Annotated in this window: 25 protein-coding genes; 14 read left to right on the plus strand and 11 right to left on the minus strand. The window is 69.6% G+C overall.

Annotated elements, in window-relative coordinates; translation table 11 throughout:
• Positions 1 to 13 precede the first annotated feature (13 nt).
• From crtI to idi, 4 genes are read right to left on the minus strand one after another with little or no spacing between them, the layout of a single operon-like run.
• On the minus strand, positions 14 to 1,654 hold the full coding sequence (gene crtI, locus MUN76_RS10150; protein WP_244684416.1) for a phytoene desaturase family protein: 1,641 nt from the start codon (positions 1,652 to 1,654) through the stop codon (positions 14 to 16).
• Positions 1,651 to 2,559: a phytoene/squalene synthase family protein gene (locus MUN76_RS10155; protein ID WP_244684418.1), complete on the minus strand. Its 909-nt coding sequence runs from the start codon at positions 2,557 to 2,559 to the stop codon at positions 1,651 to 1,653. The genes crtI and MUN76_RS10155 overlap by 4 nt, the downstream gene beginning before the upstream one ends.
• Positions 2,556 to 3,641 (minus strand): polyprenyl synthetase family protein, encoded by a 1,086-nt coding sequence (locus MUN76_RS10160; RefSeq protein ID WP_244684420.1) that lies wholly within the window; start codon positions 3,639 to 3,641, stop codon positions 2,556 to 2,558. Before MUN76_RS10160 ends, MUN76_RS10155 begins: the two co-directional genes overlap by 4 nt.
• The gene (gene idi / locus MUN76_RS10165) at positions 3,638 to 4,270 is read right to left on the minus strand and encodes an isopentenyl-diphosphate Delta-isomerase (RefSeq protein ID WP_244684422.1); all 633 of its coding nucleotides are present in this window, start codon (positions 4,268 to 4,270) and stop codon (positions 3,638 to 3,640) included. The genes MUN76_RS10160 and idi overlap by 4 nt, the downstream gene beginning before the upstream one ends.
• A gap of 77 nt (positions 4,271 to 4,347) precedes the next feature.
• Here idi and MUN76_RS10170 point away from each other — a divergent pair, with 77 nt between their 5' ends.
• Positions 4,348 to 4,941 (plus strand): MarR family winged helix-turn-helix transcriptional regulator, encoded by a 594-nt coding sequence (locus MUN76_RS10170; protein WP_244684424.1) that lies wholly within the window; start codon positions 4,348 to 4,350, stop codon positions 4,939 to 4,941.
• Between the two features lie 118 nt (positions 4,942 to 5,059).
• Here MUN76_RS10170 and MUN76_RS10175 read toward each other — a convergent pair whose 3' ends face one another.
• Entirely contained in the window at positions 5,060 to 5,941 is an 882-nt protein-coding gene (locus tag MUN76_RS10175) for a CPBP family glutamic-type intramembrane protease (RefSeq protein ID WP_244684426.1), read from the minus strand.
• Between the two features lie 232 nt (positions 5,942 to 6,173).
• On the opposite strand from MUN76_RS10175, the gene MUN76_RS10180 reads away from it, so the two are divergent.
• Genes MUN76_RS10180 through MUN76_RS10195 form a run of 4 tightly spaced genes read left to right on the plus strand, consistent with a single transcriptional unit; the run spans position 6,174 to position 9,215 of the window.
• A complete protein-coding gene (locus tag MUN76_RS10180) occupies positions 6,174 to 7,367 on the plus strand; it encodes a type III polyketide synthase (protein ID WP_256451822.1) in 1,194 nt (397 codons plus the stop codon).
• Positions 7,364 to 8,065, plus strand: coding sequence for a class I SAM-dependent methyltransferase (locus MUN76_RS10185; protein WP_244684429.1), 702 nt, complete (start codon positions 7,364 to 7,366; stop codon positions 8,063 to 8,065). The genes MUN76_RS10180 and MUN76_RS10185 overlap by 4 nt, the downstream gene beginning before the upstream one ends.
• Complete coding sequence (locus tag MUN76_RS10190; protein ID WP_244684430.1) at positions 8,062 to 8,397, plus strand: hypothetical protein; 336 nt, start codon at positions 8,062 to 8,064, stop codon at positions 8,395 to 8,397. Before MUN76_RS10185 ends, MUN76_RS10190 begins: the two co-directional genes overlap by 4 nt.
• Positions 8,397 to 9,215 carry a nitroreductase family protein gene (locus MUN76_RS10195; RefSeq protein WP_244684431.1) on the plus strand — a complete coding sequence of 273 codons (819 nt, stop codon included), beginning with the start codon at positions 8,397 to 8,399 and terminating at the stop codon, positions 9,213 to 9,215. Before MUN76_RS10190 ends, MUN76_RS10195 begins: the two co-directional genes overlap by 1 nt.
• A 45-nt stretch (positions 9,216 to 9,260) precedes the next feature.
• On the opposite strand, the gene MUN76_RS10200 is transcribed toward MUN76_RS10195, so the two are convergent.
• Complete coding sequence (locus MUN76_RS10200; protein ID WP_244684432.1) at positions 9,261 to 10,757, minus strand: FAD-dependent oxidoreductase; 1,497 nt, start codon at positions 10,755 to 10,757, stop codon at positions 9,261 to 9,263.
• A 2-nt stretch (positions 10,758 to 10,759) separates the two neighbouring features.
• Positions 10,760 to 11,242 carry a CinA family protein gene (locus tag MUN76_RS10205; RefSeq protein ID WP_244684433.1) on the minus strand — a complete coding sequence of 161 codons (483 nt, stop codon included), beginning with the start codon at positions 11,240 to 11,242 and terminating at the stop codon, positions 10,760 to 10,762.
• Between the two features lie 349 nt (positions 11,243 to 11,591).
• Between MUN76_RS10205 and MUN76_RS10210 the strand changes: the two genes are divergently transcribed.
• Positions 11,592 to 11,942, plus strand: coding sequence for a DUF7882 family protein (locus tag MUN76_RS10210; protein WP_244684434.1), 351 nt, complete (start codon positions 11,592 to 11,594; stop codon positions 11,940 to 11,942).
• Positions 11,943 to 11,986: 44 nt separating this feature from the next.
• Here the strand turns inward: MUN76_RS10210 and MUN76_RS10215 are convergent, their stop codons facing one another.
• Both MUN76_RS10215 and MUN76_RS10220 read right to left on the minus strand, forming a co-directional pair.
• Positions 11,987 to 12,223 carry a hypothetical protein gene (locus MUN76_RS10215; protein WP_244684435.1) on the minus strand — a complete coding sequence of 79 codons (237 nt, stop codon included), beginning with the start codon at positions 12,221 to 12,223 and terminating at the stop codon, positions 11,987 to 11,989.
• Positions 12,220 to 12,432, minus strand: coding sequence for a hypothetical protein (locus MUN76_RS10220; RefSeq protein WP_244684436.1), 213 nt, complete (start codon positions 12,430 to 12,432; stop codon positions 12,220 to 12,222). The genes MUN76_RS10215 and MUN76_RS10220 overlap by 4 nt, the downstream gene beginning before the upstream one ends.
• A gap of 271 nt (positions 12,433 to 12,703) precedes the next feature.
• On the opposite strand from MUN76_RS10220, the gene MUN76_RS10225 reads away from it, so the two are divergent.
• Positions 12,704 to 12,958, plus strand: a complete 255-nt coding sequence (locus MUN76_RS10225) for a LapA family protein (protein ID WP_244684437.1) — start codon at positions 12,704 to 12,706, stop codon at positions 12,956 to 12,958.
• Here the strand turns inward: MUN76_RS10225 and MUN76_RS10230 are convergent.
• Entirely contained in the window at positions 12,912 to 14,273 is a 1,362-nt protein-coding gene (locus tag MUN76_RS10230) for a threonine/serine exporter family protein (RefSeq protein ID WP_244684438.1), read from the minus strand. The genes MUN76_RS10225 and MUN76_RS10230 overlap by 47 nt on opposite strands.
• Before the next feature lie 349 nt (positions 14,274 to 14,622).
• Here MUN76_RS10230 and MUN76_RS10235 point away from each other — a divergent pair, with 349 nt between their 5' ends.
• From MUN76_RS10235 to MUN76_RS10265, 7 genes are all read left to right on the plus strand, one after another.
• Positions 14,623 to 15,564 carry an ATP-binding cassette domain-containing protein gene (locus MUN76_RS10235; RefSeq protein WP_244684439.1) on the plus strand — a complete coding sequence of 314 codons (942 nt, stop codon included), beginning with the start codon at positions 14,623 to 14,625 and terminating at the stop codon, positions 15,562 to 15,564.
• Positions 15,561 to 17,507 carry a YhgE/Pip domain-containing protein gene (locus tag MUN76_RS10240; RefSeq protein WP_244684440.1) on the plus strand — a complete coding sequence of 649 codons (1,947 nt, stop codon included), beginning with the start codon at positions 15,561 to 15,563 and terminating at the stop codon, positions 17,505 to 17,507. Before MUN76_RS10235 ends, MUN76_RS10240 begins: the two co-directional genes overlap by 4 nt.
• A 58-nt stretch (positions 17,508 to 17,565) precedes the next feature.
• Positions 17,566 to 18,966, plus strand: a complete 1,401-nt coding sequence (gene gad / locus MUN76_RS10245; protein ID WP_244684441.1) for a glutamate decarboxylase — start codon at positions 17,566 to 17,568, stop codon at positions 18,964 to 18,966.
• A gap of 110 nt (positions 18,967 to 19,076) precedes the next feature.
• Positions 19,077 to 19,871 (plus strand): hypothetical protein, encoded by a 795-nt coding sequence (locus MUN76_RS10250; protein ID WP_244684442.1) that lies wholly within the window; start codon positions 19,077 to 19,079, stop codon positions 19,869 to 19,871.
• A gap of 17 nt (positions 19,872 to 19,888) precedes the next feature.
• The gene (locus MUN76_RS10255; RefSeq protein WP_283248095.1) at positions 19,889 to 20,968 is read left to right on the plus strand and encodes a linear amide C-N hydrolase; all 1,080 of its coding nucleotides are present in this window, start codon (positions 19,889 to 19,891) and stop codon (positions 20,966 to 20,968) included.
• A gap of 6 nt (positions 20,969 to 20,974) precedes the next feature.
• The gene (locus MUN76_RS10260) at positions 20,975 to 21,943 is read left to right on the plus strand and encodes a multidrug DMT transporter permease (RefSeq protein ID WP_244684445.1); all 969 of its coding nucleotides are present in this window, start codon (positions 20,975 to 20,977) and stop codon (positions 21,941 to 21,943) included.
• Positions 21,944 to 21,957: 14 nt separating this feature from the next.
• The gene (locus tag MUN76_RS10265; protein ID WP_244684447.1) at positions 21,958 to 22,902 is read left to right on the plus strand and encodes an FUSC family protein; all 945 of its coding nucleotides are present in this window, start codon (positions 21,958 to 21,960) and stop codon (positions 22,900 to 22,902) included.
• A gap of 180 nt (positions 22,903 to 23,082) precedes the next feature.
• On the opposite strand, the gene MUN76_RS10270 is transcribed toward MUN76_RS10265, so the two are convergent.
• On the minus strand, positions 23,083 to 23,259 hold the full coding sequence (locus tag MUN76_RS10270; RefSeq protein ID WP_244684449.1) for a hypothetical protein: 177 nt from the start codon (positions 23,257 to 23,259) through the stop codon (positions 23,083 to 23,085).
• Positions 23,260 to 23,301: the final 42 nt, after the last annotated feature.

Consider the following 23,301-nt stretch of genomic DNA (forward strand, 5'->3'; position numbering starts at 1 on the left):
CCCTCCACCTCCGTCATCGATCCGCCGACGCGCTCGCCGCCGCGGCGGGCGTCGGGAGCGGACCCGCACTGTGGTCCCCGCGAATACGCTTCAAGACGATTTCAGCACTGATGAGACACATCGGCACGCCGACACCCGGCGCGGTCGTCGCGCCCGCGTAGTAGAGCCCGTCGATCTTCTTCGACGCGTTCTGGGCGCGGAACATCGCGCTCTGACTCAGAATGTGGGCGGGGCCGAGCATGCCGCCGCGCCACGAGAAGTAGTCGGTCGCAAAATCCGCTGGCCCGAGCGACTCACGCACCACGATGCGTTCGCGCAGATCCGGGATCCCCGCCCAGTCGGCGATCTGGTCGATCGCAGCGTCGACGGCGCGCTCGACGCGATCCGCACCCGTGCCGTCCGGGCCGCCGCTGCCGATCTCCGTATCTGCGGGCACCGGGATGAGGACGAAGAGGTTCTCGTGATCGGCCGGTGCGACGGTCGGGTCCGTCGCGCTGGGCTTGCAGACGTAGATCGACGCCGGGTCGGGGATGCGGGCGTCGTCGCCGAAGATCGCGTCGAAGTTCTCGTGCCAGTCGCGCGTGAACAGCAGGGAATGGTGGGGGAGCGCCTCGAGCGATCCGCGGACGCCCAGCATGGCGATCACGGCCCCGGGGCCGCTCGTGCGGCGACGCCACCAGCGCTCGGGGTAGCTCTGCTGCTCGGGCGGCAGGAGCCGGGTCTCCGTGTGGTGCAGGTCGGCACCGGAGACCACGATATCCGCCGATGCGGTGTGCTCTCGGCCCTCCGCGTCGCGCCACACCACACCCGAGACCTCGCGCCCGCGGCGCCGGGGCAGCGCGGTTCGCCGGGTCGTGTGCCGCGTGCTGCGGGTCTCGATGCGCACGACCTCCGCGTTCGTGACGATGCGGGCCCCGGCGGCCCGCGCGAGCTCCTCCAGTCGCTCGACGATGCTCCAGAATCCGCCCATGGGGTACTGCACGCCGGTGTCGAGATCGAGCGCACTCATGAGGTGGTACATCGCCGGCGCGTCCGCGGGATTCGTGCCGAGGAACACGGCGGGATAGCCGAGCACCTGCCGCAGCACGGGGTCGCTGAACTGCCGGGCCGCGTACTGCTCGAGCGAGGTCGTCAAGAGGCCCGTGAGCTTCGGCAGCCCCGAGAGCACTTCGCCGTGGGCGAGCGAACCGGGCCGCGTGAACGGGTTGTACAGGAAGTATCGCTCGGCGAGCTCGGTGGTGCGGCGCGCCGAGCTGAGGTACTGGCGCAGCCTCGGGGCGCTGCCGGGCTCGACTCGATTGAACGTGTCGGACACCCGGGATCGTCCGAGTGGAATGGTGAGGGGTTCGATCCGCGACCCGTCGGGCGCCGGCTCGCTGAACACCCGGTACCCGGGTCGCAGGTGGACGAGGTCGAGCTGCTCCTCCGTGGTGGTGCCGAGCATCTCGAAGAAGTGGTCGAAGACGCGCGGCATCAGGTACCACGACGGACCGGTGTCGAAGCGGAACCCGTCGCGCTCGATGAGCCCCGCACGACCGCCCACTCGGGCGTTCTTCTCCAGCACGAGCACGTCGTGGCCCTCGCGTGCGAGGAGCGCCGCGGTGGCGAGCCCCGCGATGCCGGCCCCGATAATCACGGTGGTGCGCCCGGTCATCGCCGTCCTTCCCGGAGTGTGGTGACCACCGCTCGGGACGCGAGCTGCAGCTTCACGGCATCGGGCACGCGCACGCGCGTGCGGTAGAGCTCCTCGGCCGGCAGTCGGTCGATCCGTGAGGTGAGGTCCTGGAACAGCGCGAGCGCGCTGCGCACGGCCGCACGGGCATCGACGGGCAGCAGGGGGAGCACCTGGCGCGCGTCGGCGAGCTGCGCGCGTACCGTGCGCACCCAGCGATCGCGGTCGGCGTCGGTGAGCCTGCCGTCGACCCCGAGGTACCCGCGACCGAGACGGTCGGTGTCGTCGGCGAGGTCCCGCAGGAAGTTGATGTTCTGAAAGGCCGCCCCGAGCTGCTTCGCGCCGGCTTCGAGGCGTGCGCGATCCGCGTCCGTGACCTCGCTGTCGCGCATGAACACGCGCAGGCACATCAGCCCGACCACCTCGGCCGAGCCGTACACGTAGCTGGCGTGGGAATCCTCGGTGTGCACCGCGAGGGCGTCCGGCGTCTCCTGCACATCGGTGCCCATCGAATCGAAGAACGGACCGGTGAGCGACTCGTCGATCCCCGCCTCGCGGGCCGTTCGCGCGAAGGCGTGGATGACGAGGTCGGTGCTGAAGCCGGTGCGCATCGCGAGATGCGTGTCCTCCGCATAGCGCTCGAGCGCAGCCCGCTGCTCCGCACGGCTCAGACCCGCTTCACTCGCCACGCCGTCGACGATCTCGTCGGCGACGCGCACCAGCGCGTAGATGTTGCGCACGTGGGATCGGTGCCGCTTGCCGAGCAGCGACGTGGCGAGACCGAACGACGTCGAATACGCCCCGATGACCTGACCCGCGACCAGCTCGGAGGTGCGGGTGAACCGAGCCAGGGGTGATCCCGCATCACCGACGGAGCCGCGGATCATGAGCGACGCCCATCGATTCGCGCGGCGAGATCCAGCAACATGGCACGCACCCGAGCGGGAATGGCCCCGCCCCGTTCCTCGTCGGCGACGAGCTCGGTCAGTGCCGCCAGCTGGTCGTCGATGAGCGCTCGCACGTGATCCTCGGCCCCGCAGTCGGTGAGCAGCCGTCGCACGCGCACCGCATCCTCGGGCTGCAGCTGCGGATCGCCGAAGTGGCGTGCGATGACCGGCCACGCGCTCGTCCGCTGCGCGAAGCAGATGACCGCGGTGTGCTTGCCCTCGCGGAGGTCCGAGTACGGATCCTTGCCGTGCTCGTCGGCGTCGCCGAACACGGAGAGCAGGTCGTCCTGCAGCTGGTACGCGAGCCCGAGGTGCGCCCCGGCGATGCTGAGCGCGTGCTCGAGCTCCGGGGATCCACCCGCGAGGATCGCCGCCGCGCGCAGGGGAAGCTCGAAGGTGTAGCTCGCGGTCTTCTGCTTCGTCATGACCAGCACCGCATCAAGGTCCGGCGCCACCATGCCGTCGCTGAGCCCCACGTCGGAGAATTCTCCGGCGGTCGTCTCCAGGATCGTGTGCTCGAGCAGATCGAGCAACCGTTCGCGCGTGGCTTCCGGGGCCCGGACGCGCGCAACGATCTGGTGCGCGGACGAGAGGAGGAGGTCGCCCGCGAGGATCGCCCCCGTTTCGGCCCAGTGCCGAGCGGCACTGCCGCGGCCCGCCGCGGTGGCCGATTCGACGAGTTCGCCGACGAGATTGAGCTCGCCCCGGCGCCGCAGATCCTGGTCGATGACGTCGTCGTGGAGGAGGAAGGCGAAGTGCAGGGCCTCGACGGCCGTGGCGAGGCGCAGCGCCTCCCGGCGGTCCCCGTCGGGTCTCAGCGCGTCGTACGTCTCGAGCAGCAGGATCGGCCGCAGGAGCTTGCCGCCTCGGACGTGCTGCGCCGTGTGCGACCACAGCCGCAGGAACTCCGTGCCGTAGGTCTGCGCCTGGCGACTCGTGCGCGCGAGCAGCGCGTCGATCTCCCCCTCGACCTCGAGTCGCAGTCGGACCCGGTCGGATTCGGTGCGCACCGCGGTACTCATCGGGTGTCGACTCCCGCTCGGGTGTCGACTCCCGCTCGGCCGTCCGATGTCACGACGGAGTGCGCGGCCCCGGCGACCCCCGGGAGCGCGAGCTGCATCGCCAGCCACGGGCTGAACGCGAACGGCGCCTGGCGGACCGTTGCCACCAGCGCGTCCATCCCTATCCACGCCCACTCCGCCACCTCGTCCGGGTTCGGTCGCAGTGCACTCGCGATCGTCGCCGTGTAGACGGGGCAGATCTCGTTCTCGACGATCCCGCTCGCGTCGACGGCGCGGTAGCGGAAGTCGGGGGCCGCGAGCCGGATCTCCGCGACCGTGGCCCCGAGCTCGTACGCGGCGCGGCGCATCACGGCGTCTTCGTGGAGCTCGCCGGGTGCGGGGTGCCCGCAGAAGCTGTTCGTCCACACCCCTGGCCACGTCGTCTTCGAGAGCGCCCGGCGCGTCATCAGCACCTCACCGGCCTCGTTGAGGAGGTAGCAGGAGAACGCCTGGTGCAGCGGCGTGCGGTCCGTGTGCACCTCGGACTTCTCGGCGGTGCCGATGGGTCGAGCGGACTCGTCCAGCAGGATCACGAGTTCACGGTCGATCTCTTCGAGTGTCTGGCGTTGCCCCATCGCGTGCTCTCGCATGTTGTTAGTCTAATGTAGTAACTAGCTTATCTACGAAAAGTGACCGGTGTTGTTCGAGGAGCGGGGTGGATCCAGCCATGACCGAAGCGCCCGAGCGCTCCTCGCTGTCCTCGTCGCTCTACAGCCTCGACGTGAACGATCCCATGTCGGAACTCATCGACCGCTCCGACGTGGATCCGGACGTGGTCGCGCACATCAGTCACCTGATGGCCGCCCTGGGGCGCCTGCGTGACGCCGAGCAGCAGATCTCCGAGGCGTCGCAGCGCTACATGCAGCTCGGGCGCACGGACATGCGAGCGCTGCACTTCCTGATCATCGCCTCGCACAGCGCGACGGTGACCACTCCGAGCGCGATCGCCGCGCACCTCGGGATCTCGAGCGCGTCGACCACGAAGCTGCTCGATCGCCTCGAAACGGGTGGGCACATTCGTCGCTCACCGCACCCGACGGACCGTCGCGCATTGGCGATCACGGTCACGGAGTCGTCGCGAGAGGCCGCGATGCAGACCGTCGGACGGCTCCAGGCGCAGCGCTACCACGCGGCCGCGCGGCTGACCCCCGAGGAGCGCGACGTGGTGATCCGCTTCCTGACCGAGATGACCGACGAGATCACCCTGCGGGACGAGATGTGGGCCGCGGTCGACCACGGCCGGAGCGCGGGGGCTCGGTAGCGCGGTCGCCGTGGATGCGGGATCGCATCCTGGAGTGAACGCAAGTGACCCGTGTGACGCGACATTCGGTGCTGTTGCGTTCACTCGACCATGTCATCGCGTCGCGTCGAGTGCGGGATCAGGCGGTGACGCTGGAGCGCCCTCGGACCCGGCCGGCGAGGAGTGAGAACACGATGACGGCCACGGAGGTGTAGACCGCGAAGCAGAGGAGCTCCGCGTCGGGTGCGAACGCGAGATCGACCCCGGGAGCGCTCCCGAGCACGATCCGGTTGATGGTGAGCCAGGTGAGGTGAGCGCCGATGCAGGTCCACACCGTCGCGGCGAGGGTCGCGTCCCGCGCGAAGGTGAGCAGCAAACCGAAGGCGGCGAGCATCGTGTAGTAGACGACGGGATCCTGGCCGCCCGGTGCGAGGGTGAACGCCTCCCCGCCCGAGATGAGGCCGAGCGCCCAGCCTGCGGCCAGGGCGATCGGGGGTACGAGGAGGAACGCGGCGATGCCGAGGGCCGTTGCCGCGGCGCGGGGGAAGGCCGTGCGCAGGGACGAGAGCGCGTAGCCGCGGATGGCGATCTCCTCGGGGATCGCCTCGAGCAGCAGCGCCACGAGCGTGTTCGTGACGAGGAACGAGACCACGGCGAGTCCGTCGACCCCTGTCCACTCCGCCCAGCCGAGCAGGGTGAGCGTCGCGATCACCAGGGCACCGCTCGCGCCCACGACCCCCACACCGAGCAGGAACCCGCCCGCGTCACTCCGTGGGCCGGTGAGCCCGATGCCGGTGAGGGGCGCGCGGTCGACGCCGCGGCGGAGCAGCACGATCGCGGCGACCACGGCGACGCACCCGGCGCCCGCGACGGCCACTCGAGCGCCGAGGGGCTGGTCCGGGGTCGCGGACATCCCGACCAGTCCGCCGAGCCAGGTCGCGAGCGCGAGTGCGAGGCCCATGATCGCGGCCGCGGCCAGCGCGCGGAGCAGAGCCGCGCGGCGGGGGTGGTGAATCGGCATGCTCCATCCAATCACGCCGAGTCGTGCGCCCATGGCGCAGGTCTGCGGCTGGAATCGGTACGCACCCGCACCACGACAGGGTGCATGCTCGGCAGGCCGCCCCGCATAGTGGGCCGCGGCGGTGCGGGGCAAGCCCCTGGCAATTCGGGGCGTGAGAGCGGACACTGGATACATCACGGCGTCGCATCGTTGCGACGTCCTCCTCACGACCACGGGAGCCCCCGCCATGCCGATGCCACCCGATCGCAGTTCCGAGGAGCGCGGCGCGGTGAGTATCCGATCGATCGGCACGGCCGTGCCGCCGACCGTTCTGGAGCAGCCACGTGTTGCGGAGCTGTTCTCCCAGCAGCCGGGCACCTCCCGGCTCGCCCAGCGGCTCATCGCCTCGGCGTTCGGTGCCTCCGCCATCGATCGCCGGCACACCGTGATCCCTGAGCTGGACGGTGAGGCACGCCCCGATCCCGTCTTCGTCGATGTGGCGGCGGGCTCGATCCTCTCGCCCTCGACCGGGACGCGGAACGAAGTGTACGTCCGCGAGGTGCGCCCGCTGCTCCGGGAGGCCGCCGAGGCGGCGATCGCCGCCGCCTCGGGTCTCGAGCGCGGCGACATCACCCACGTCATCACGGTCTCCTGCACCGGATTCATGGCTCCGGGACCCGAGTACCTGCTGGTGCGAGATCTCGGGCTGGCGCCCTCGACGCGACGGCTCCACGTCGGATTCATGGGGTGCTACGGGGCCTTCCCGGCGCTGCGAGCCGCCGTCTCGACCTGCGTCGCGGAGCCCGACGCGGTGGTCCTGATCGTCTGCGTCGAGCTCTGCAGCCTGCATCTGCGGACCTCGGAGGATCCCGACACCATCGTCGCGTCGTCCGTGTTCGCCGACGGGGCGGCGGCCGCGATCGTATCGGCGCGGCCGGCGCCGGCGGGGGAGACGGTGCTCGACGTCGACCGCCTGGACACCACCCTGACCGCGACCGGCGAGGCGGAGATGGCCTGGACGATCGGCGACCTGGGATTCGAGATGGTGCTCTCGAACGCCGTGCCCCGGATCCTCGAGGAGCAGATCGACGAGGCGCTCCGGCCGCTGCTGGAAGCCGGATCGAGCTCGCCACCCGAGGAGGGCTGGGCCGCGATCCGGCACTGGGCGATCCACCCCGGGGGCCGCGCGATCCTGGATCGGGTGCAGCGCGCGCTCGACCTGACCGACCGGCAGCTCGCTCCTTCCCGCGAGATCTTGCGGTCGTACGGCAACATGTCGAGCGCCACCGTGCTGTTCATCCTCCAGCGCATCCTGACGGGGTCGGAGAACGATCCCGAGCCGGAGCTCGATCCAGCGCCCGACGCGTCGGACCGGGTGCTCGCCGTGGCATTCGGCCCCGGGCTGACGGTCGAATCGGGCCTCTTCACCCGACGGGTGGTCTCGTGAGCAGCTCGAGCTGGAGCACTCGCGACGTGCGCGTCCGCGAGCTGATGGACGAGCCCGACTGCGATCCCGAGCTCCTCGCGCGCACGTACCAGCGCTTCACCACGGTGAACCGCCTCGTGTCGGGGTGGCGCAGGATCTACCGGACGAGGATCCGACCCCGACTCGCGCCGGATCGGCCGTCCACACTCCTCGATATCGGGTTCGGCGGGGGCGACATTCCCCGTGCGCTCGCCGCCTGGGCGGTCCGCGACGGCCTGCAGTTGCACGTCACTGCGATCGACCCGGACGAGCGCGCGCTCGCGTTCGCCCGCTCGCGCCCGGCGCCCGGGGTCCGCTTCGAGCGCGCGTCCAGCGCCGACATCGTCGCCCGCGGCGATCGGTTCGATGTCGTGACGTCGAACCATCTCCTCCACCACCTCGGCGACGACGAGCTGCGCGGGGTGCTCGACGACAGCACCGCGGTGTGCGACGGGATCGCGATCCACAACGACCTGTCGAGGAACCGGCTCGGGTACATGCTGTACGCCGTCGCGGCGCTCCCGATCGCCGGGGACTCGTTCGTCCGCGTCGACGGGCTGCGCTCCATCCGGCGCAGCTACCGCGCGCCCGAGCTGCAGCGGGCCGTGCCCCCGGGGTGGCGGGTGTCGCGGATGTTCCCGCAGCGGGTGCTCGCGACCTTCGAGGCGGGCTCGCCGTGAGCCGCCGCCTGACCCGGGGGCTCGTCACCGCGGCCGCCGCGTGCTACACCGCGAATGTGCTCTTCGGGTCCGCGGTCGCGACGGGGCTGATCGACAACCGGCGCATCCGATGGGTGCACCACGCCCTGTACATCGCGACGTGCACCGCGTCGGGATCCGCGATCGTCGCTGGAGCCGTGCAGCGCGAGCGCGCGGCAGTGCTCCTGGCCCCGGCGGTGCTCCCGCTCGCCGCGCTGCCGCGGGGCGGCGGCGGTCGACGGCACATCGCGCTCGCCGCAAGCGCGGCAGGCCCATTCGTCATCGCGCTCGTGCGGGTGTGGAGGAGGAACTGATGGAGTTTTTGGATGCGGTGCGACGCCGCAAGACGACGAACGGTGCGTTTCTGCCGGATCGGGTCTCCGAGGAGCATCAGCGCCTGCTGATGGAGCTCGCCGGACGGGCGCCGTCCCAGCTGAACAGCCAGCCGTGGCGGTTCGTGCTCATTGAGGAGCGCGACACGATCGAGCAGATCGCGCGCATCAGCGGCGAGTCCATGACGGAGGCGATGTCGAACGGCACCTTCTTCGAGCGGTACAAGCCGTACTTCCGGTTCAGCCGGGAAGAGATGGAGCGCCGCCGCGACGGCATGCTGTTCGACCGGTTGCCGGCGCCGCTTCGCCCCTTCACCAATCAGGTGTTCACGAGCCGCGGCCAGAAGCTGATGAACACACTGCGAGTGCCGCAGACCCTGGGAGCGGAGAATCGTAAGCTCGTGGCGGGATCCCCGTTGCTCCTCGGTGTGATGCTCGATCGCTCGGAGTACCGGCCCGGGCAGCTCTCGTCGTTCTACTCGGTGTTCAGCATGGGCGCGGCGATGGAGAACGTGTGGCTCGCGACGGTCGAACTCGGCATGGGGATCCAGTTCATCTCGTTCCCGATGGAGGTGCCGGGCCGGTGGGACGAGATCGTCACCCTGCTCGACGTGCCAGACGACCTCGAACTCATGGCGGTGTATCGCCTGGGCTACCTCCCGCCGGAGCAGCGGCGCCCGCCGATCGACTGGACCAGCAGTCAGCGGCGGCTCCCGTCGCAGTACGTGTTCCGCGGCACGTGCGCGACGCCGCAGCAGGGCTGGGACGACGTGGATTCGGGATCGGAGGGGCCGGAGTAGACGGGGCTTTCGGGGCGGGGCTGGCTTTCGGAGGACGGTGGGCCGTCAGAGCACCTCAAGATCCGAGGTCGCGGGGCCCTCGAGCAGCCGGCCTGCGGCGTCGAACCGAGACCCGTGCAGCGGGCAATCCCAGCTGCGCTCCGCGGAGTTCCACGTCACGATGCCGCCGAGGTGCGGGCACGTGGCAGACACGGTGCACACCCGGCCGTCGACGGTCGATACCGCGGCGGGCGTGAGGTGCCGATTTCCGACGACGCCCTCGCCCTCGGCCGGGGGGTCCTCCGGCAGCGGGTGGAGCTCGGCCGACACCCAGCCCTGCGCGAGTTCACCGCCGACCTCGGCCGAGAGTGCCGCGCCGGAGGCGAGATCCCGAACCGTCGTGGCGCGGTCGCGGAGTGTCTCGGCCCAGGGCATCTGGCCCTCGAGCACCTCCGCCGCGAGGCTCAGGGCGGCGGCGACCGCGTTGGTCATGCCCCACTTGTTGTAGCCGGTGGCGTAGGCGACCGTGCGGCCGCTGCGCGGGAGCCAGCCCACGTACGGCACCCGATGGATCGGCTCGTAGTCCTGCGCAGACCAGGCGTGCGTGCGCACCGCTCCGGGAAAATGCCGCTGGGTCCACGCCTCCAGGTCCGCGACCTTCGCGGCGGTGTCGCGCTCGCGCCCCACCGGGTGGCCGTTGCCGCCGACCACGAGCGCCTCGCCGTCTGCCAGGGGCGCGGTGCGCAGTGATCGGCTCGGCTCGTCGATCGACAGGTACATGCCGCGCGGGATCGGCTGAGACTCGGCGGGCACACGGAAGGCCTGCGCGTACGAGCGGAGCGGACGGAGCTTCGCGAAGGCGAGACCGCGGTCGAGGATCGGCGTGCCGGTGGCGAGCACCACGATCGAGGCGAAGAGCTCGCCCCCCGAGGTCTCGACGGTGGCGGGAGATCCGGACCGCACGCCGGTCACCCGGGTGCGCTCCACGATGGTCCCGCCGTGTCGCCGCACGTCGTCGGCGAGCGTGCGGAGCACGTCCATCGGGTCGAACTGCGCCTGGTCGGCGAGGCGGATGCCGGCGCGGGTGCGGAACGGGAGCCCCACGTCGTCCAGGCGCTCGACGTCGAGGCCCGCGATGCGGCACGCCTCGAACTCGTCGTCGATCGACGCGATCCCGTCGGATGTCGCGGCGTAGGTGAACGCGTCGCGCTGCTGCACCGGCACGCCGTGCGACTCCAGGTAGCGCAGCAGCCAGCTCTGACCCTCGCGATTCCCCTCGACGTACGCCTGCAGCATGGTGCTCGAGTGGTGCGACAGGATCTCGGAGGCGACCTGCCCCTGCAGCAGACTGAGTTTGCCCGTCGTGTTGCCGGTGGCGACGGCGCCCACGGTGCGGGACTCGAGCACCGTGACGGAGCGCCCCGCGCGGGCGAGCAGCAGCGCGGTCGTGAGCCCCGTGAGACCGGCGCCCACGACGACGGCGTCGACCTGCGCACCGGGTTCCAGCAGATCCGAGGGTCCGGTCGGTTCGGCTCCTGCGGTGTCGATCCACAGCGACCCCATCGTCACTCGCCTCCCGCGTTCGGACCGTCGATTCGGATCCTGGTCACGAGCGCGCTCAGGGCGGCCTCGATCGACTGGGTCATGACCTCGATCGGTTCTCCGGCGAACCGGTGCCCCTCGACCACGACCCCGCCCCGGGCCGTGTACGTCGCGAGGAAGACCGTGCCGGGCGGCTGGTGCTCGTCGGGGCCCGGGCCCCCGACACCGGTGAGCGCCGCGGTGCAGTCGGCCCCGAGCCGCTCGGCGACCGTGCGCGCCATTGCCTCCGCCGTCTCCGGGGTGACGACGGGGCCTCGGGGTGACTCGAGGAGTCCGTATTTCACCTCCGGGTGGTAGGCCACGATCCCGCCGCGGAACCAGTCCCCGGCGCTCGGCGCTGAGGCGAGGGCTGCGGCCAGTTGACCGCCCGTCAGCGATTCCGCGACGGCGATCCGGCACCCGACGTGGTCGGCGAGCTCGCTCAGCTGCTCGACCCATTCGTCCACTCGCGGAGTGAGTGCCGATCCCGCCATTGCGACCTCCGTCGTGTCGTCCGCGCGGCCCTCGTCGGTGAGCCGCGATGCCGACTGTGGTTGACGAGACGCCCCTCACCACCGAGTGCGTATGGGGTACTGGGATGAGAGACGCCTCAGCGCGAGCGTAGCCGGGCCGGGCGTCGAGCACAGGACCATTGACGTGCGGGGGCGGGGGCGTTACCGTGATCGGCTCGGATCTCTCCCTCACGCATCTGGGGCGCATAGGAGATGGACTGGGCGTGGAGGTGGCGGGCAGGTGTGTTTCACAGCAACAGCGCTCGTCCTATCTATTTGTATACTTCCGTGCGACCCTAGCGCCATGGGGTACTTGCTGTACGGCGGTCGTGAATACGAGTTCGAGGATCGATGGCTCGCCCACCTGAAGGCGGCGGTGGGGACGAAATTCCGACGGCACGAGAGCTTCTTCATGAGCTGGAAGGTGGATCCGGTCGACGGCAGCGGGCGCATCTCGCTGTGGATGGATCCGAGCCAGCCGATCGGCTTCCGGTTTTCGGGGAGCAAACCGCCGAAGCTGAACAAGGAGTGGTTGCAGGTGCTCGTCGAGCTCGCGGGCACGCACCGCGGACTCATCGCCGTCTCCGAGAAGGACGCGGCGGCGTACGCGGAGGAGCAGCGGGCGTTGCATGCGTCGCAGGCGGCGTCGGTCTAGCTCAGCTCTTTCTCGCTACTCCCTCCTCCCTCCTCCCTCCTCCCTCAGTCGCCCTCGAGGATCTGCCGCACGAGCTCTCGCACCTCGTCATCGGGCAGTTCGATGCGGGCCTCCGTGAGGCGACGGCGGAGCATGGCGTCGACCTCGGTCGGATCGACGCCGCTCGCGGTATCCCGCACTTCGACGACGATGGTCGCCACCGTGTCGACGTCGGCGGCACCGTGCGCGTCGAGGTCGCGGAGCTCCTTCGCCTGATCCCGGTCGAGCGGCGCGTCGGTCATGATCCGCTCACCTCGGGTCGCCCGCGCTGCGCGGGTGACGACGAGACATCCTCGCCCAGCTCCTCGAGGGCTTCGGCGGGGGAGAGGCCTGCGGTCTCGGTATCTGGTTCGTGCTCCGGATCGACGGCGTGCTCCTGGTCGCGATGTGCGGTCTCCACGAGCTCGTGGTCCTCATCGATCTCTTCGTTCGGTACTCCGGTGTCTGACATGTGTCGTCTCCTTTTCGTGCTCGGAGTGGCTGTGCGGACTCCCGAGTGTAGGCAGCTGGCGACGATCCCTCACCGGGGTTGATGTGACGGTGCTCAGTGGCTACGGTGCCCGTCTCCCGCGTGAGCGCAATGACACGCTACGGCGGGCCAGGTGGTGCAGTTGCGTTCACTCGAGGGGTGCTGCGGCACCACGCAGTGCCCGCGCACCCAGGGGCGCGGGCAGGATCCCGGATCTATCGGCGCACTCAGCCCCTGTGCTAGGTTTCGCAGCATGACGCATCCCGATCAGACCTCGGCCGGCGACACTTCCGCAGCGGACAAGCGACGTGCCACGCGCGCGATCATCGCGATCATCATCGCGATCGCGGCGCTCGCGTTCGTCTTCTCGAACGTGGCACCCGCGACGCTGCGGTTCCTGTTCATGGAGTTCACCATGCCGGCCTGGGCGTGGTTCCTCGCCGTGCTGCTCGCGGGGGTGGTCATCGGGTCGCTGTTCCCGTGGTTCCGCCCGAAGAAGAAGCGCTAGCTGCCGGATCAGTCGGCGCACTCGAGCCGCGCCATCCCCGGGAGACGGCGGTCACGTCGCGACTGAAGCCCGCGCCGAGCACCATGCCGATCGCGATCGCGATGAGTGAGCCGAAGGTGCGCAGGATCGTGTCGCTCGCCCCGCTCGTGCCGGCCGCGGCCTCGCTGACCCCGATGAAGCCCATGGCGCCCGGAACGAGCAGCCAGTAGGCGCACGTCAGCATGATCGAGGCGGGTGGTGCCGCCCGGAAGCGCGCGGCGAGGTAGGCCGCGGGAACGGCGACCGCGGCGCCGATCAGCCCCGACAACTCGGCCCCGAGGAGGAGGTTGCCGAGCAGCTGCGCGGCGTACGCGACCACGAGGGCGTAGAGGATCCACGGGAGGGATCGGCGCGGCGCCGACGAGAAGAAGTAGTACCCCAGGCTGACGAGCGCGATCCCGACCCACGGCGCCCAGCTGCCGAGTTGCTCGGGTGCGGTCGTGACGGCGGGGGAGCCGGCCACCGAGATCCCGGCGTAGACGCCGAAGGCGAGGAGCCCGAGACGCGCGATGCCGTAGACGAGCCGGCTCGCACCGGCCATGATCTGGCCGGAGGTCAGCTCGACGGCCGCGATCGCCAGGGTGAGCCCGGGCAGGAACGACACGAGCGAGGGCGCGACGAGACGCACCACGTCGTCGTGCACGAGCGGGCGCACGAGCCAGGCGATGACGACGGTGGCGGCGAAGGCGGTGAACACCGGGAGGATCAGCGAGAGCGTCGGAGCCCGCGCAGCGAGCAGCAGGATCACCCCGACGATCGCGCCGAGGATCGCGTAGACGGGGAGGGCCGTGAGGGTGGGATTGATCATCAGGCCGAAGCCGAGGCTCAGCAGCGTGTGCCCCAGCACCGTGAGCACGGCGCCGAACCGCGGCGGTGACGCCCGGATGCGCGCGATCTCCGCGATCACCGCGTCCGGGGCGGTCCGATCCGGCGAGGTGCGGCGCACGAGGTGGGAGACGGCCCCCGCCTGATCCAGGCGAAGCGCGTCGGTGTCGGCGGGGAAGATCGCGGTCTGCGCCGGTGTGCTGCTCTGGTCCTCCACGATCACGAGTGTCGGGAGCACGAACACTCGAAGATCGGGCCGCCCGTAGCGCGCGGCCACGCCCTGCAGCGTCAGCTGGATATCGCTCGTCGCCTGCGACGCCGCGAGGAGTGCGGGTCCGATCGCTCCGAGCATGCCGACCACGCCATCGGCCGTGGGCGGTGCCGTGGGAGTGTCCTGGTCGCTGCCGAGCGCCCGAACGGCCCGTCGGAACCGGCCGATGAGTTCGGACATGTCCCACCTCCGGAGGTGCGCTCCCGCCGACGAGCTCGTGAGCGAACGGCTGCTGGGACGCGGATCCACGTCCCGTGCACTCACCATATCGAGTCGGGCGCGCCGTTTCACTCGACGGGCGGACTGAGATCTCGAAGCATCCAGAGTGGCGAGTGGGCGGTCACTGCATAGCTGCTGCACATCAAAACATCTATCTTCCACTGTTTTCTCACAGATCCTTGCACTGCGTTCATTGTTCGCCATACGGTGAGCATGCACGAGATGTAAGTTTTTCTTCTTGATCTTGCCGCGCTCGATCTCGAAGTCAGGTATCACCCATCGGCCGCGTCGAGCCAAGGAGTTGCTTGCAGTGATCACGCACGGAGCACACGGGGGACTGCCGGCTGAGCGCCGCGAACCCCACGCCACGACGGAGCCGCATCACGCGCAGGTGGAGCCGGATCGCGCGCAGCAGGTTCAGGACCACGCGCAGCAGGTTCAGGATCACGCGCCGACCGCGCCGACCGTGCCCCTCGTCCCGGCGACGCCGTCCACGTCAGACGGAGCCGCGGACACGGTCGACGGCACCGACCTCCTCGTCCTCGACCAGGTCTCGGTCGAGGCGTCGTGGGGTCACATCTTCGGCCCGGTCAGCTTCACCGTGCCGCGCGGCGGCGTCACCGTGCTCGTCGGCCACGGCGGCCGCGGCAGGACCGCGCTGCTCCTCACGCTCGCGGGCCGAATGAAGCCGTCCTCGGGCTCCCTCACCTCCTTCGGCAACACCGACGATCCGCACGCCCTCTTCCGGCGCGCCGGTGTCGGCTTCATCACCGAGGTCGACGAGATCGTCCAGGCGATCCGGGTGCGCGACATCGTGACCGAGCAGCTCCGGTGGAACGAGAAGTGGTTCAAGTGGGTCGCCCCCGCGCAGCAAAAAGACCTCGAGCGCATGTGCCGCCCGGTCTTCGGCGACCTCGAGCTCCCCGACATCGACGCCATGGTCGAGGAGCTGCCCGAGCTCACGGCCGCCCTGTTCCGGATCGCCGCGGCGAACGCCCGCAAGCCCGAGCTGCTCGTCGTCGGCGGGGTGGATCTGCTCGCGAGCGACACCGCCTCCGCCCAGCTGCTCGAGCGCTTGGTCGCGCTGGGCGAGACGCAGACGATCATCACGGCCGATGTGAACGGCCGGCGCACCGACGCCGCAGTGAAGGAGTACATCGACGTGCCGAATCTGACGAATCACCAGTTCGCCGAGCTGGAGCGCGAAGAGACGCGCGACGAAGCCCCGGGCGCGACGCAGGTGCACGCGTGATCGCCGCGTTCTCGCCCGGCAGCGACTTCAAGCGCTACTACCGGGGCCGGATGCCCCGACTGGCGTTCGCCGTGATCCTCCTCATGCCCCTCATGTACGGCGCGCTGTACCTGTGGGCGTTCTGGAACCCGTTCGGCCACGTCAACAAGGTGCCGGTCGCGATCGTGAATCTCGACACCGGTGCCGAGATGCTCGGCGAGCAGGTGGACGCCGGATCGCAGGTGGTGACCGGGCTCGTCGACTCGAAGCAGCTCAACCTCTTCGAGGTGAGCGAGGAGGAAGCGGCGACGGGACTCTCCCACGGCGCCTACGACTTCACGATCACGATCCCTGCCGACTTCTCCGACTCGATCGTCTCCGCGGCGGGCGGCAACCCGCACTCGGCGGAGCTCATCTTCACCTACGACGAGTCGAACAACTACCTCTCGACGGTGATCGGTCAGGATGCCGCGGAGGAGGTCATCAACCAGGTCAGCGCGCAGGTCGGGGAGCAGGTCTTCCAGGCCGTGATCACCGGCGTGGAGGGCACGATCCCGAAGTTGAAGGCCGCGGCCGAGGGCGTCGAGGAGCTCAACACCGGCATGCAGCAGGCCGACGAGGGTGCGCAGCTGCTCGCGACCAACCTGGTTACGGCCAAGGACGGCGCGGGCACGCTCTCGGGCGCGATCGACGAGATCGTGGATCGGCTCGACGGCGTGATCGGCGACGCCGAGGCGATCGTGCAGGGGTCAGGACTCACGGGTGCCGAGATCCGCGATGCCACGCAGCGCATCCAGGTCAACGTCGACGGCGCAGCCGCGCTGCTCACCGACATCTCCGCGGCGCAGGCCGCCTCGGCCGCGGATCTCGACGCGGTGATCCGGGATCTGCGCGACGCAGGTCAGGGCGACTTCGCCGACCGCCTGCAGACGATCCGCGACGACATCGCCACCGCCCCCGCGATCGAGCAGGCCAACGCCGTGTTCGCCACCATCACCCAGGACACGGTGCTGCTGGCCGGGCAGCTCGACGACCCGAGCAGCCAGATCAACGTGGTCATGCGCGCGGTCGAGAACGGTGTCGTGGTGCGGGATCTCGCGGCGGCCCACTCGGCGGCGGATCAGCTGCGCAGCGGTGCGGACCAGCTGAACTCGGGTCTGATCCAGCTCAGCGACGGGGCGAACCAGCTCGCCGCCGGCACTCCGAAGCTCGCCGCGGGCACCGCGCAGCTCGAGGATGGCGTCACGCAGGGCATGAAACTGCTGCCGCACTGGGACAACGACCAGAAGGAGAGCTTCATCAAGACGCTCGCCCAGCCGGTCAAGCTGGTCGAGAACACCGAGCACGAGGCGAAGACCTTCGCCTACGGCTTCGCCCCGTTCTTCCTCGGTCTCGCGCTCTTCGTCGGCAGCATCATCGCTTGGATGCTCTTCACGCCGCTGCAGGCCCGCCCGCTCGCGCAGGGGCTCGGCTCGTTCCGCTCGGTACTGGCCTCCTTCGCGCCGACGCTGCTGGTCGGGATGACGCAGGGCACGATCCTCTACCTGGTCATCTACTTCGGCCTCGGGCTGCACCCGGTGTACCCGATCCCGACCCTGCTCTTCATGTGGCTCATGGTGGCGATGTTCCTCGCGATGATCCAGATGTTCAACGTGCTCTTCGGGTCGGCGGTCGGCCGCGTGCTGACCCTCGCCTTCCTGATGGTCATGCTGACCTCCGCGGGCGGGATCTACCCGGTGCAGACCACGAGCCCGCTCTTCCAGTGGATCCACCCCTACGACCCCATGACCTACACGGTCACCGGGCTCCGGCAGCTCATCATGGGCGGCATCGACTATCGGTTCGGGATCGCCGTCGCCGTGATCGCCGGCCTCACGGCGGTGTTCCTCGCGGTCTCCACCTGGGCTGCGAGACGCAACCGCCAATACAACATGGACCGCCTGTACCCGCCGGTCGAGGTATAACCCGCGCCTCACCGGCCCCCAACCCGCACGATTCAGAACAGAGAGAAACGAGGACCACGTGTCTGAGCTGTACCGAAACGCGACCGAACAGTCCGACGCTGCCGAGCTGCAGATCAACCCCGTCTTCGCCCGACCGGGCGAGGCGACGACCCTGCCGAAGTTCAAGATGCCGGACGACATGATGTCGGGCGACACGGCGTACCAGATCATCCACGACGAGGCGATGCTCGACGGCAACTCGCGCCTCAACCTCGCGACCTTCGTTTCCACCTGGATGGACGACAACGCGCAGAAGCTGTACCTCGAAGCCGCCGACAAGAACATGATCGACAAGGACGAGTACCCGGCGACCGCGGCGATCGAGGACCGCTGTTGGCGCATGCTCGCCGACCTCTGGAACGTGCCCGACACGAGCGACACGATCGGCACCTCGACGATCGGCTCCTCGGAGGCCTGCATGCTCGGCGGTCTCGCGCTGAAGCGCCTGTGGCAGGAGCGGCGCAAGGCCGAGGGCAAGTCCACCGAGAGCCCGAACCTGGTGCTGTCGGCCGGCGTGCAGGTCGTGTGGGAGAAGTTCTGCAACTACTGGGATGTCGAGGCGCGCTATGTGCCCGTCACCGAGGAGCACCTGGTGCTCGACGGCTTCGAGCTCGAGAAGTACGTCGACGAGAACACGATCGGCGTGGTCGCGATCCTCGGCCAGACCTACACGGGCCTCTACGAGCCGGTGAAGGAGATCGCCGCGAAGCTCGACGAGATCCAGGCCGACACCGGACTCGACGTGAAGATCCACGTCGACGGCGCATCCGGCGCCATGGTGGCGCCGTTCTGCCAGCCCGAGCTCGAGTGGGACTTCACGGTGGAGCGCGTGAACTCCATCAGCACCTCCGGCCACAAGTACGGCCTGGTGTACCCGGGCGTCGGCTGGGTCGTGTGGCGCAACCAGGCCGTCTGCCCGGAGAGCCTGATCTTCCACGTCAGCTACCTCGGTGGCGACATGCCGACCCTGGCCCTGAACTTCTCGCGCCCGGGCGCGCAGGTGCTGCTGCAGTACTACCAGTTCCTCCGCCTCGGCCGGGAGGGCTACCGCGAGGTGCAGCAGGGCTCGATCGACGTCGCGACCTACCTCTCCTCCGAGATCGGCGCGATGGATCAGTTCGAGCTCGTCAGCAAGGGCGACACGATTCCCGTCTTTGCCTGGAAGCTGGCGGGCGGCCCGCGCAACTGGGATCTCTATGACCTCGCCGACCGCCTCCGCATGCGGGGCTGGCTCGTGCCGGCGTACCCGATGCCGGACAACCTGGCGGACCTCGTCGTGCAGCGCATCGTCGTCCGCCTCGGACTCAGCCGCGATCTCGCCGGGCTGCTGCTCGCCGCGATCAAGGAGGAGGTCGCGTTCCTCGAGAATCTCGCGGCCCCGATCCCGCGCGAGAAGCCGCGCAAGAGCTTCGCGCACTAGGGTCCGGCCGACTGACGCCTACCCCGTACCGCCCACCCCGCCCGCCCACTCCGGATCGCCGCCGAGAAAGGCCGCCCAGTGACCAGTGACCCCCGAACGGTGGACGCCCGATGAGCCAGGTGCACGCTCCGTCCGCCCCTGGCGCATCGGGGCGGGAGCGCATCCCGTTCCTCGCGCCCACCGTGACCAAGCAGAGCTGGTCGTTCATGATCGGCTCCGCGCTGTTCGCGGTCGGCACCGCCGTCGGCATCTGGGAGCTCGGCACCGCCAACCTCACCAACGTGCTGTGCTTCGTCGGGGCCTGGTTCTTCACGGCCGCGGGGCTCATGCAGGTGATCCTGAGCGGCAACGCGATCGTGCCCGTGAGCTACGGCGCCGGCAAGATGTTCCGCGCGGTGTGGCTCGCGGCGGCGATCCAGAGCTTCGGCACCATCATGTTCAACATCAGCACCAGTGCCGCGCTCACCGCGAAGACGGTGCGCGCGGAGGAGCGGCTGGTGTGGAACCCGGATGCCGGCGGATCGGTCGCGTTCCTGGTGAGCGCGGTCTTCGTGTACCTCGCCTACTACCGCGAGCGGAGCACCCTCTGGGAGCCCCAGCAGTCGGGCTGGTGGTCGGCGCACATCAACATGATCGGCTGCGTCGCGTTCGCCGCCTCGGCCGTCGGCGCGTTCGTGCTGACGGACGGATCACCGGCGGACGCGGCGCTCGCGAACTGGGGCACCTTCATCGGGGCGATCTGCTTCTTCGTGGCCTCGATGATCGCCCTTCCCCAACTCGGCTGGAACCAGTCGGCCGCCGGGCCGACCCCGCCGACACCCACCTCCCCGGCATCGACCCCGCATGACGAACACTCGACCACGGAGCGCCACGTCGTGCGCTCCGACGGAGAACACACCCCCTGAAAGGACGCGTGACCACGATGTGCACACGAGTTGTCTGGCCTGACGCCAACGGATCCGTCATCGTCGGCCGAAACATGGATTTCCACATGGATCTGCTGTCGAACCTCTGGAAGTACCCGCGCGGGATCGAGCGCACCGACGGGGTGCACGGCACCCTCACCTGGAAGGCGAAGTACGGGAGCATCGTCGCCACGGCGTTCGATCTCATCGCGACCGACGGCATGAACGAGGAGGGGTTCGCGGGGCACATCCTCTGGCTCGCAGAGTCCGACTACGGCAAGCCGGAGGACACGGCGACGCAGCTGAGCCAGGCGGTGTGGCTGCAGTACTACCTCGACAACTTCGCGACGGTCGAGGAGGCCGTCGCGTGGACGAACGAGACCCAGGTCGAGATCTCTCAGCTCTTCGACCCCACGGGGCACCTGGTGCCGACCCTGCACCTCGCCATCAACGACGCGACGGGCGACTCGGCGATCATCGAGTACACCGACGGGAAGCCGACGGTCTACCACAGCCGCGACTACAAGGTCATGACGAACTCGCCGACCTTCGACAAGCAACTGGAGCTGGTGAAGGAGGTCGAGGGGCTGGGCGGCGACAAGCCGCTCCCCGGCTCCACGCTCGCGAGCGACCGATTCGCGCGTGCCTCCTTCTACGTCGAGCACCAGGTGCAGCCGAAGACCCAGGTCGACGCGATCGCCGCGATGTTCTCCATCATCCGCAACGCCGCGCAGCCGTTCCGCACGCCCGAGCCCGGCAAGCCCGACGCGTCGCAGACCATCTGGCAGGTCGTGCTCGACCTGACGAACAAGCGGTACGTGTTCGAGTCCACCACCCGCCCGGGCATCGTCTGGGTCAACTTCGACGAGGTCAGCTTCGCCGAGGGCTCCAAGGTGCTGCGGCTCGACCTCGTGAGCAAGCTCATGCTCGAGGGCGGGCTCGCCGGCAACGTGAGCCACAACTTCCGCGACGTGGGTGAGGTGGCGACCGACGTGCTCACCACCGGTCGGCAGGCCCTCGAGTTCGTGGCGCAGAAGCAGGACGAGTTCGCGGAGATCGCGCAGGCCGTGCAGAAGCTCGTCGGCGCCAAGAAGTAGGCGTCCATGCTCGTCGGATCCATGCCCGTCGTCGGAGTGCTGCTCGCGCTGCTCTCCGCGGCGGTGCTGTCCGTCGGCAACCTCTGGCAGAGCCGGGGCGTGAATGCGGCGGCCGAGCGGGCCTCGGGCGCCGCGTCGTTCATGCAACTCCTCAAGACGCCGGTCTGGGTCGGCGGCACGGTGCTGTTCGGGATCGCGATCCTGCTGCAGATGGGGAGCCTTGCACTCGCGCCGCTGATCGTCGTGCAGCCGATCGGCGTGGCCGCACTGGTCTTCACCGCACTGCTCACGGCTCGGGCGACGGGACAGCGCCCGAGCCGTGCGGTGGTGCGCGCGATCGTCATCTCGCTCATCGGGGTGACCGGGTTCGTCGTGGTGGCGGCGCTCGTCAGCCACCAGAAGCCGATCGGCGATCAGCAGCTCATCGAGATGATGATGACGCTCGTCGCGGTGCTCATCGCGGCGGGTGTGGTGGTCGTCTTCGGCAAGGGCGGCAAGCTGCCTCCGCTGGTCTACGTCGTGCTCGGCGGGGTGTTCTCGGGTTTCGTGGCGACGCTCGGCAAGACCGTGATCCTGCGGGTCGAGTCGATGTTCACGGGCGGGCACTTCCAGTTCGGGTCCGAGAGCCTGCTCACCCTGCTGTGCGTGCTCGGGATCGGGGTCGCCTCAGTGCTCTCCATCTTCTTCGTGCAGTACTCCCACACGTGCAACCCGCCCGACGTCGTGATCGCGGGCCTCACGGTCATCGATCCGGCGCTGGCAGTGATCCTCGGGATCACGATCCTGCAGGAGGCCGCGGGCGCGCCGATGTGGTCGACCGTGGCGTTCGTCGTGGCCGGCGTGGTCGCGGTCTCGGGGGTGATCCGGCTCGCGCGGGCGGAGGACCCGGGAGATGACGCGGACGGGGCGGATGGTGCGGATCGCGAGGCGGCCGGCGCCGGCGCGCCGGCGGATACCGCCCCGACGACGAGGTGACGGGTGGTGGCCGGGTGAGCGCCGCCGCAGCGCTCGGCGAGTGGCGTCTCTCGCTCCGGCAGGTGCTCGTCGCCACGGCGCTCGTTGCCGTGGTGGCGCTGGTGCTCGGCGCGAGCCGGGTGCTGATCGGCCCGCACACGGCGATGTCCGGGTATTTGACGATGCTGTTCCTACTGGCCGTGGTGCGCGCGGGCAACTGGCGCGTCCGCGCGGGCGCCGCGGTGTGGGCGCTCGCCGTCGCCCTGCTCGGATTCGCCGTCGGTGGGGCCGGGATCGTGGCCACGCTCGTGGCGCTGGTGGTGGTGTCGCTGATCCAGGGCATGGTCACCCTCGGGGAGGTGGCCCTCCTGACCCGGTCCCCCGTGAATCTGCTGGCGTTCGCCTCCATGTCGCAGGGCGGGGCCGAGGTGTGGCAGGTGCTGCTCGGCTCGGCGATCGGCGCGGCCGCCATCGTGGTCTTCGGAGCGCTCGCGCGAGGCCGTGCCGGGGAACCTCGGGCGGCGCGGTCGGTGCGCGATCGACTGGGGTACGGGATCGCCACCGCCGTGGGTGCGGTGCTCATCGTGCTGGGGGGAGAGGCCGTCGGTTTCCCCTATGTCGGCTGGGCGCTCCTCTCCTTCTGCATCATGCTGTCGTTCGAGACGGACATGCAAGCGGAACGCGGGTTTTGGCGGTTGCTGGGCACCGCCGTCGGGGCGGTGCTGGCGGTCGGTATCACCGCGCTCCCGGAGCCGATTCCGATCGTGGTCGCGGTGATCTGCGGCATCGCCTGCGTCGCGTACATCAACGCCGGCAACTACGCGCTCTTCATGCTGTTCCTCACCCCGGCGATACTCGTGACGACGGCGTCCGAGTACTCGCCGGTGGCGCTGGGCGTGTATCGGATCGAAGCGGTGCTCGTCGCGACAGCGCTGGCGTTCGCCTGCGGAGCGGTGCTCCGGGCATTGCGGCAGCGATAGTCACGTGTCGTGCGGGATCGGCGCTGCCTGGGCCCCGCCGTCTGCTCGGCGCCGCCTGATCGGCGCCGCCTGGTCGGCGGGCGCGCACTCGGCGGTTCGGAACTTGCGGGGTCACTTTGGGGGAGTTGCGACGCCCCAATACTCCTCGAAAGTGACCCCGGAACTTGGTGTGGACCGTGCTCAGGGCGAGAGCAGCCGCGCGACCACGCTGAAGTTGACCCCGATGAGCGCGATCCCGACCGCGGGCACCCACCACGCCGATCGCCGCTTCACAAGCCGGACGACGCCGAGACCGAGGGTGACCGCCGCGGGGGTCACGGGTTCGCGCGGTGCAGCGACGGCCGGCGGCTGGCTCATGCCCTCGATCGTACCCACCCTTGGCACCGCCGCACCCGCGGG

It is taken from the genome of Leucobacter rhizosphaerae (assembly GCF_022919175.1).
Classification (GTDB): Bacteria; Actinomycetota; Actinomycetes; order Actinomycetales; family Microbacteriaceae; genus Leucobacter; species Leucobacter rhizosphaerae.

Excerpts from the sequence above, each read along its gene's own strand:
- MUN76_RS10220 (WP_244684436.1), bottom strand. The coding sequence starts at position 12,432 with ATGTCAGACACCGGAGTACCGAACGAAGAGATCGATGAGGACCACGAG.
- MUN76_RS10215 (WP_244684435.1), bottom strand. The coding sequence starts at position 12,223 with ATGACCGACGCGCCGCTCGACCGGGATCAGGCGAAGGAGCTCCGCGAC.
- MUN76_RS10270 (WP_244684449.1), bottom strand. The coding sequence starts at position 23,259 with ATGAGCCAGCCGCCGGCCGTCGCTGCACCGCGCGAACCCGTGACCCCC.
- MUN76_RS10250 (WP_244684442.1), top strand. The coding sequence starts at position 19,077 with ATGAGCCAGGTGCACGCTCCGTCCGCCCCTGGCGCATCGGGGCGGGAG.
- MUN76_RS10255 (WP_283248095.1), top strand. The coding sequence starts at position 19,889 with ATGTGCACACGAGTTGTCTGGCCTGACGCCAACGGATCCGTCATCGTC.
- MUN76_RS10210 (WP_244684434.1), top strand. The coding sequence starts at position 11,592 with ATGGGGTACTTGCTGTACGGCGGTCGTGAATACGAGTTCGAGGATCGA.
- MUN76_RS10200 (WP_244684432.1), bottom strand. The coding sequence starts at position 10,757 with ATGGGGTCGCTGTGGATCGACACCGCAGGAGCCGAACCGACCGGACCC.
- MUN76_RS10175 (WP_244684426.1), bottom strand. The coding sequence starts at position 5,941 with ATGCCGATTCACCACCCCCGCCGCGCGGCTCTGCTCCGCGCGCTGGCC.
- MUN76_RS10260 (WP_244684445.1), top strand. The coding sequence starts at position 20,975 with ATGCTCGTCGGATCCATGCCCGTCGTCGGAGTGCTGCTCGCGCTGCTC.
- MUN76_RS10195 (WP_244684431.1), top strand. The coding sequence starts at position 8,397 with ATGGAGTTTTTGGATGCGGTGCGACGCCGCAAGACGACGAACGGTGCG.
- MUN76_RS10170 (WP_244684424.1), top strand. The coding sequence starts at position 4,348 with ATGACCGAAGCGCCCGAGCGCTCCTCGCTGTCCTCGTCGCTCTACAGC.
- MUN76_RS10180 (WP_256451822.1), top strand. The coding sequence starts at position 6,174 with ATGCCACCCGATCGCAGTTCCGAGGAGCGCGGCGCGGTGAGTATCCGA.
- idi (WP_244684422.1), bottom strand. The coding sequence starts at position 4,270 with ATGCGAGAGCACGCGATGGGGCAACGCCAGACACTCGAAGAGATCGAC.
- MUN76_RS10160 (WP_244684420.1), bottom strand. The coding sequence starts at position 3,641 with ATGAGTACCGCGGTGCGCACCGAATCCGACCGGGTCCGACTGCGACTC.
- MUN76_RS10230 (WP_244684438.1), bottom strand. The coding sequence starts at position 14,273 with ATGTCCGAACTCATCGGCCGGTTCCGACGGGCCGTTCGGGCGCTCGGC.
- crtI (WP_244684416.1), bottom strand. The coding sequence starts at position 1,654 with ATGACCGGGCGCACCACCGTGATTATCGGGGCCGGCATCGCGGGGCTC.
- MUN76_RS10155 (WP_244684418.1), bottom strand. The coding sequence starts at position 2,559 with ATGATCCGCGGCTCCGTCGGTGATGCGGGATCACCCCTGGCTCGGTTC.
- MUN76_RS10225 (WP_244684437.1), top strand. The coding sequence starts at position 12,704 with ATGACGCATCCCGATCAGACCTCGGCCGGCGACACTTCCGCAGCGGAC.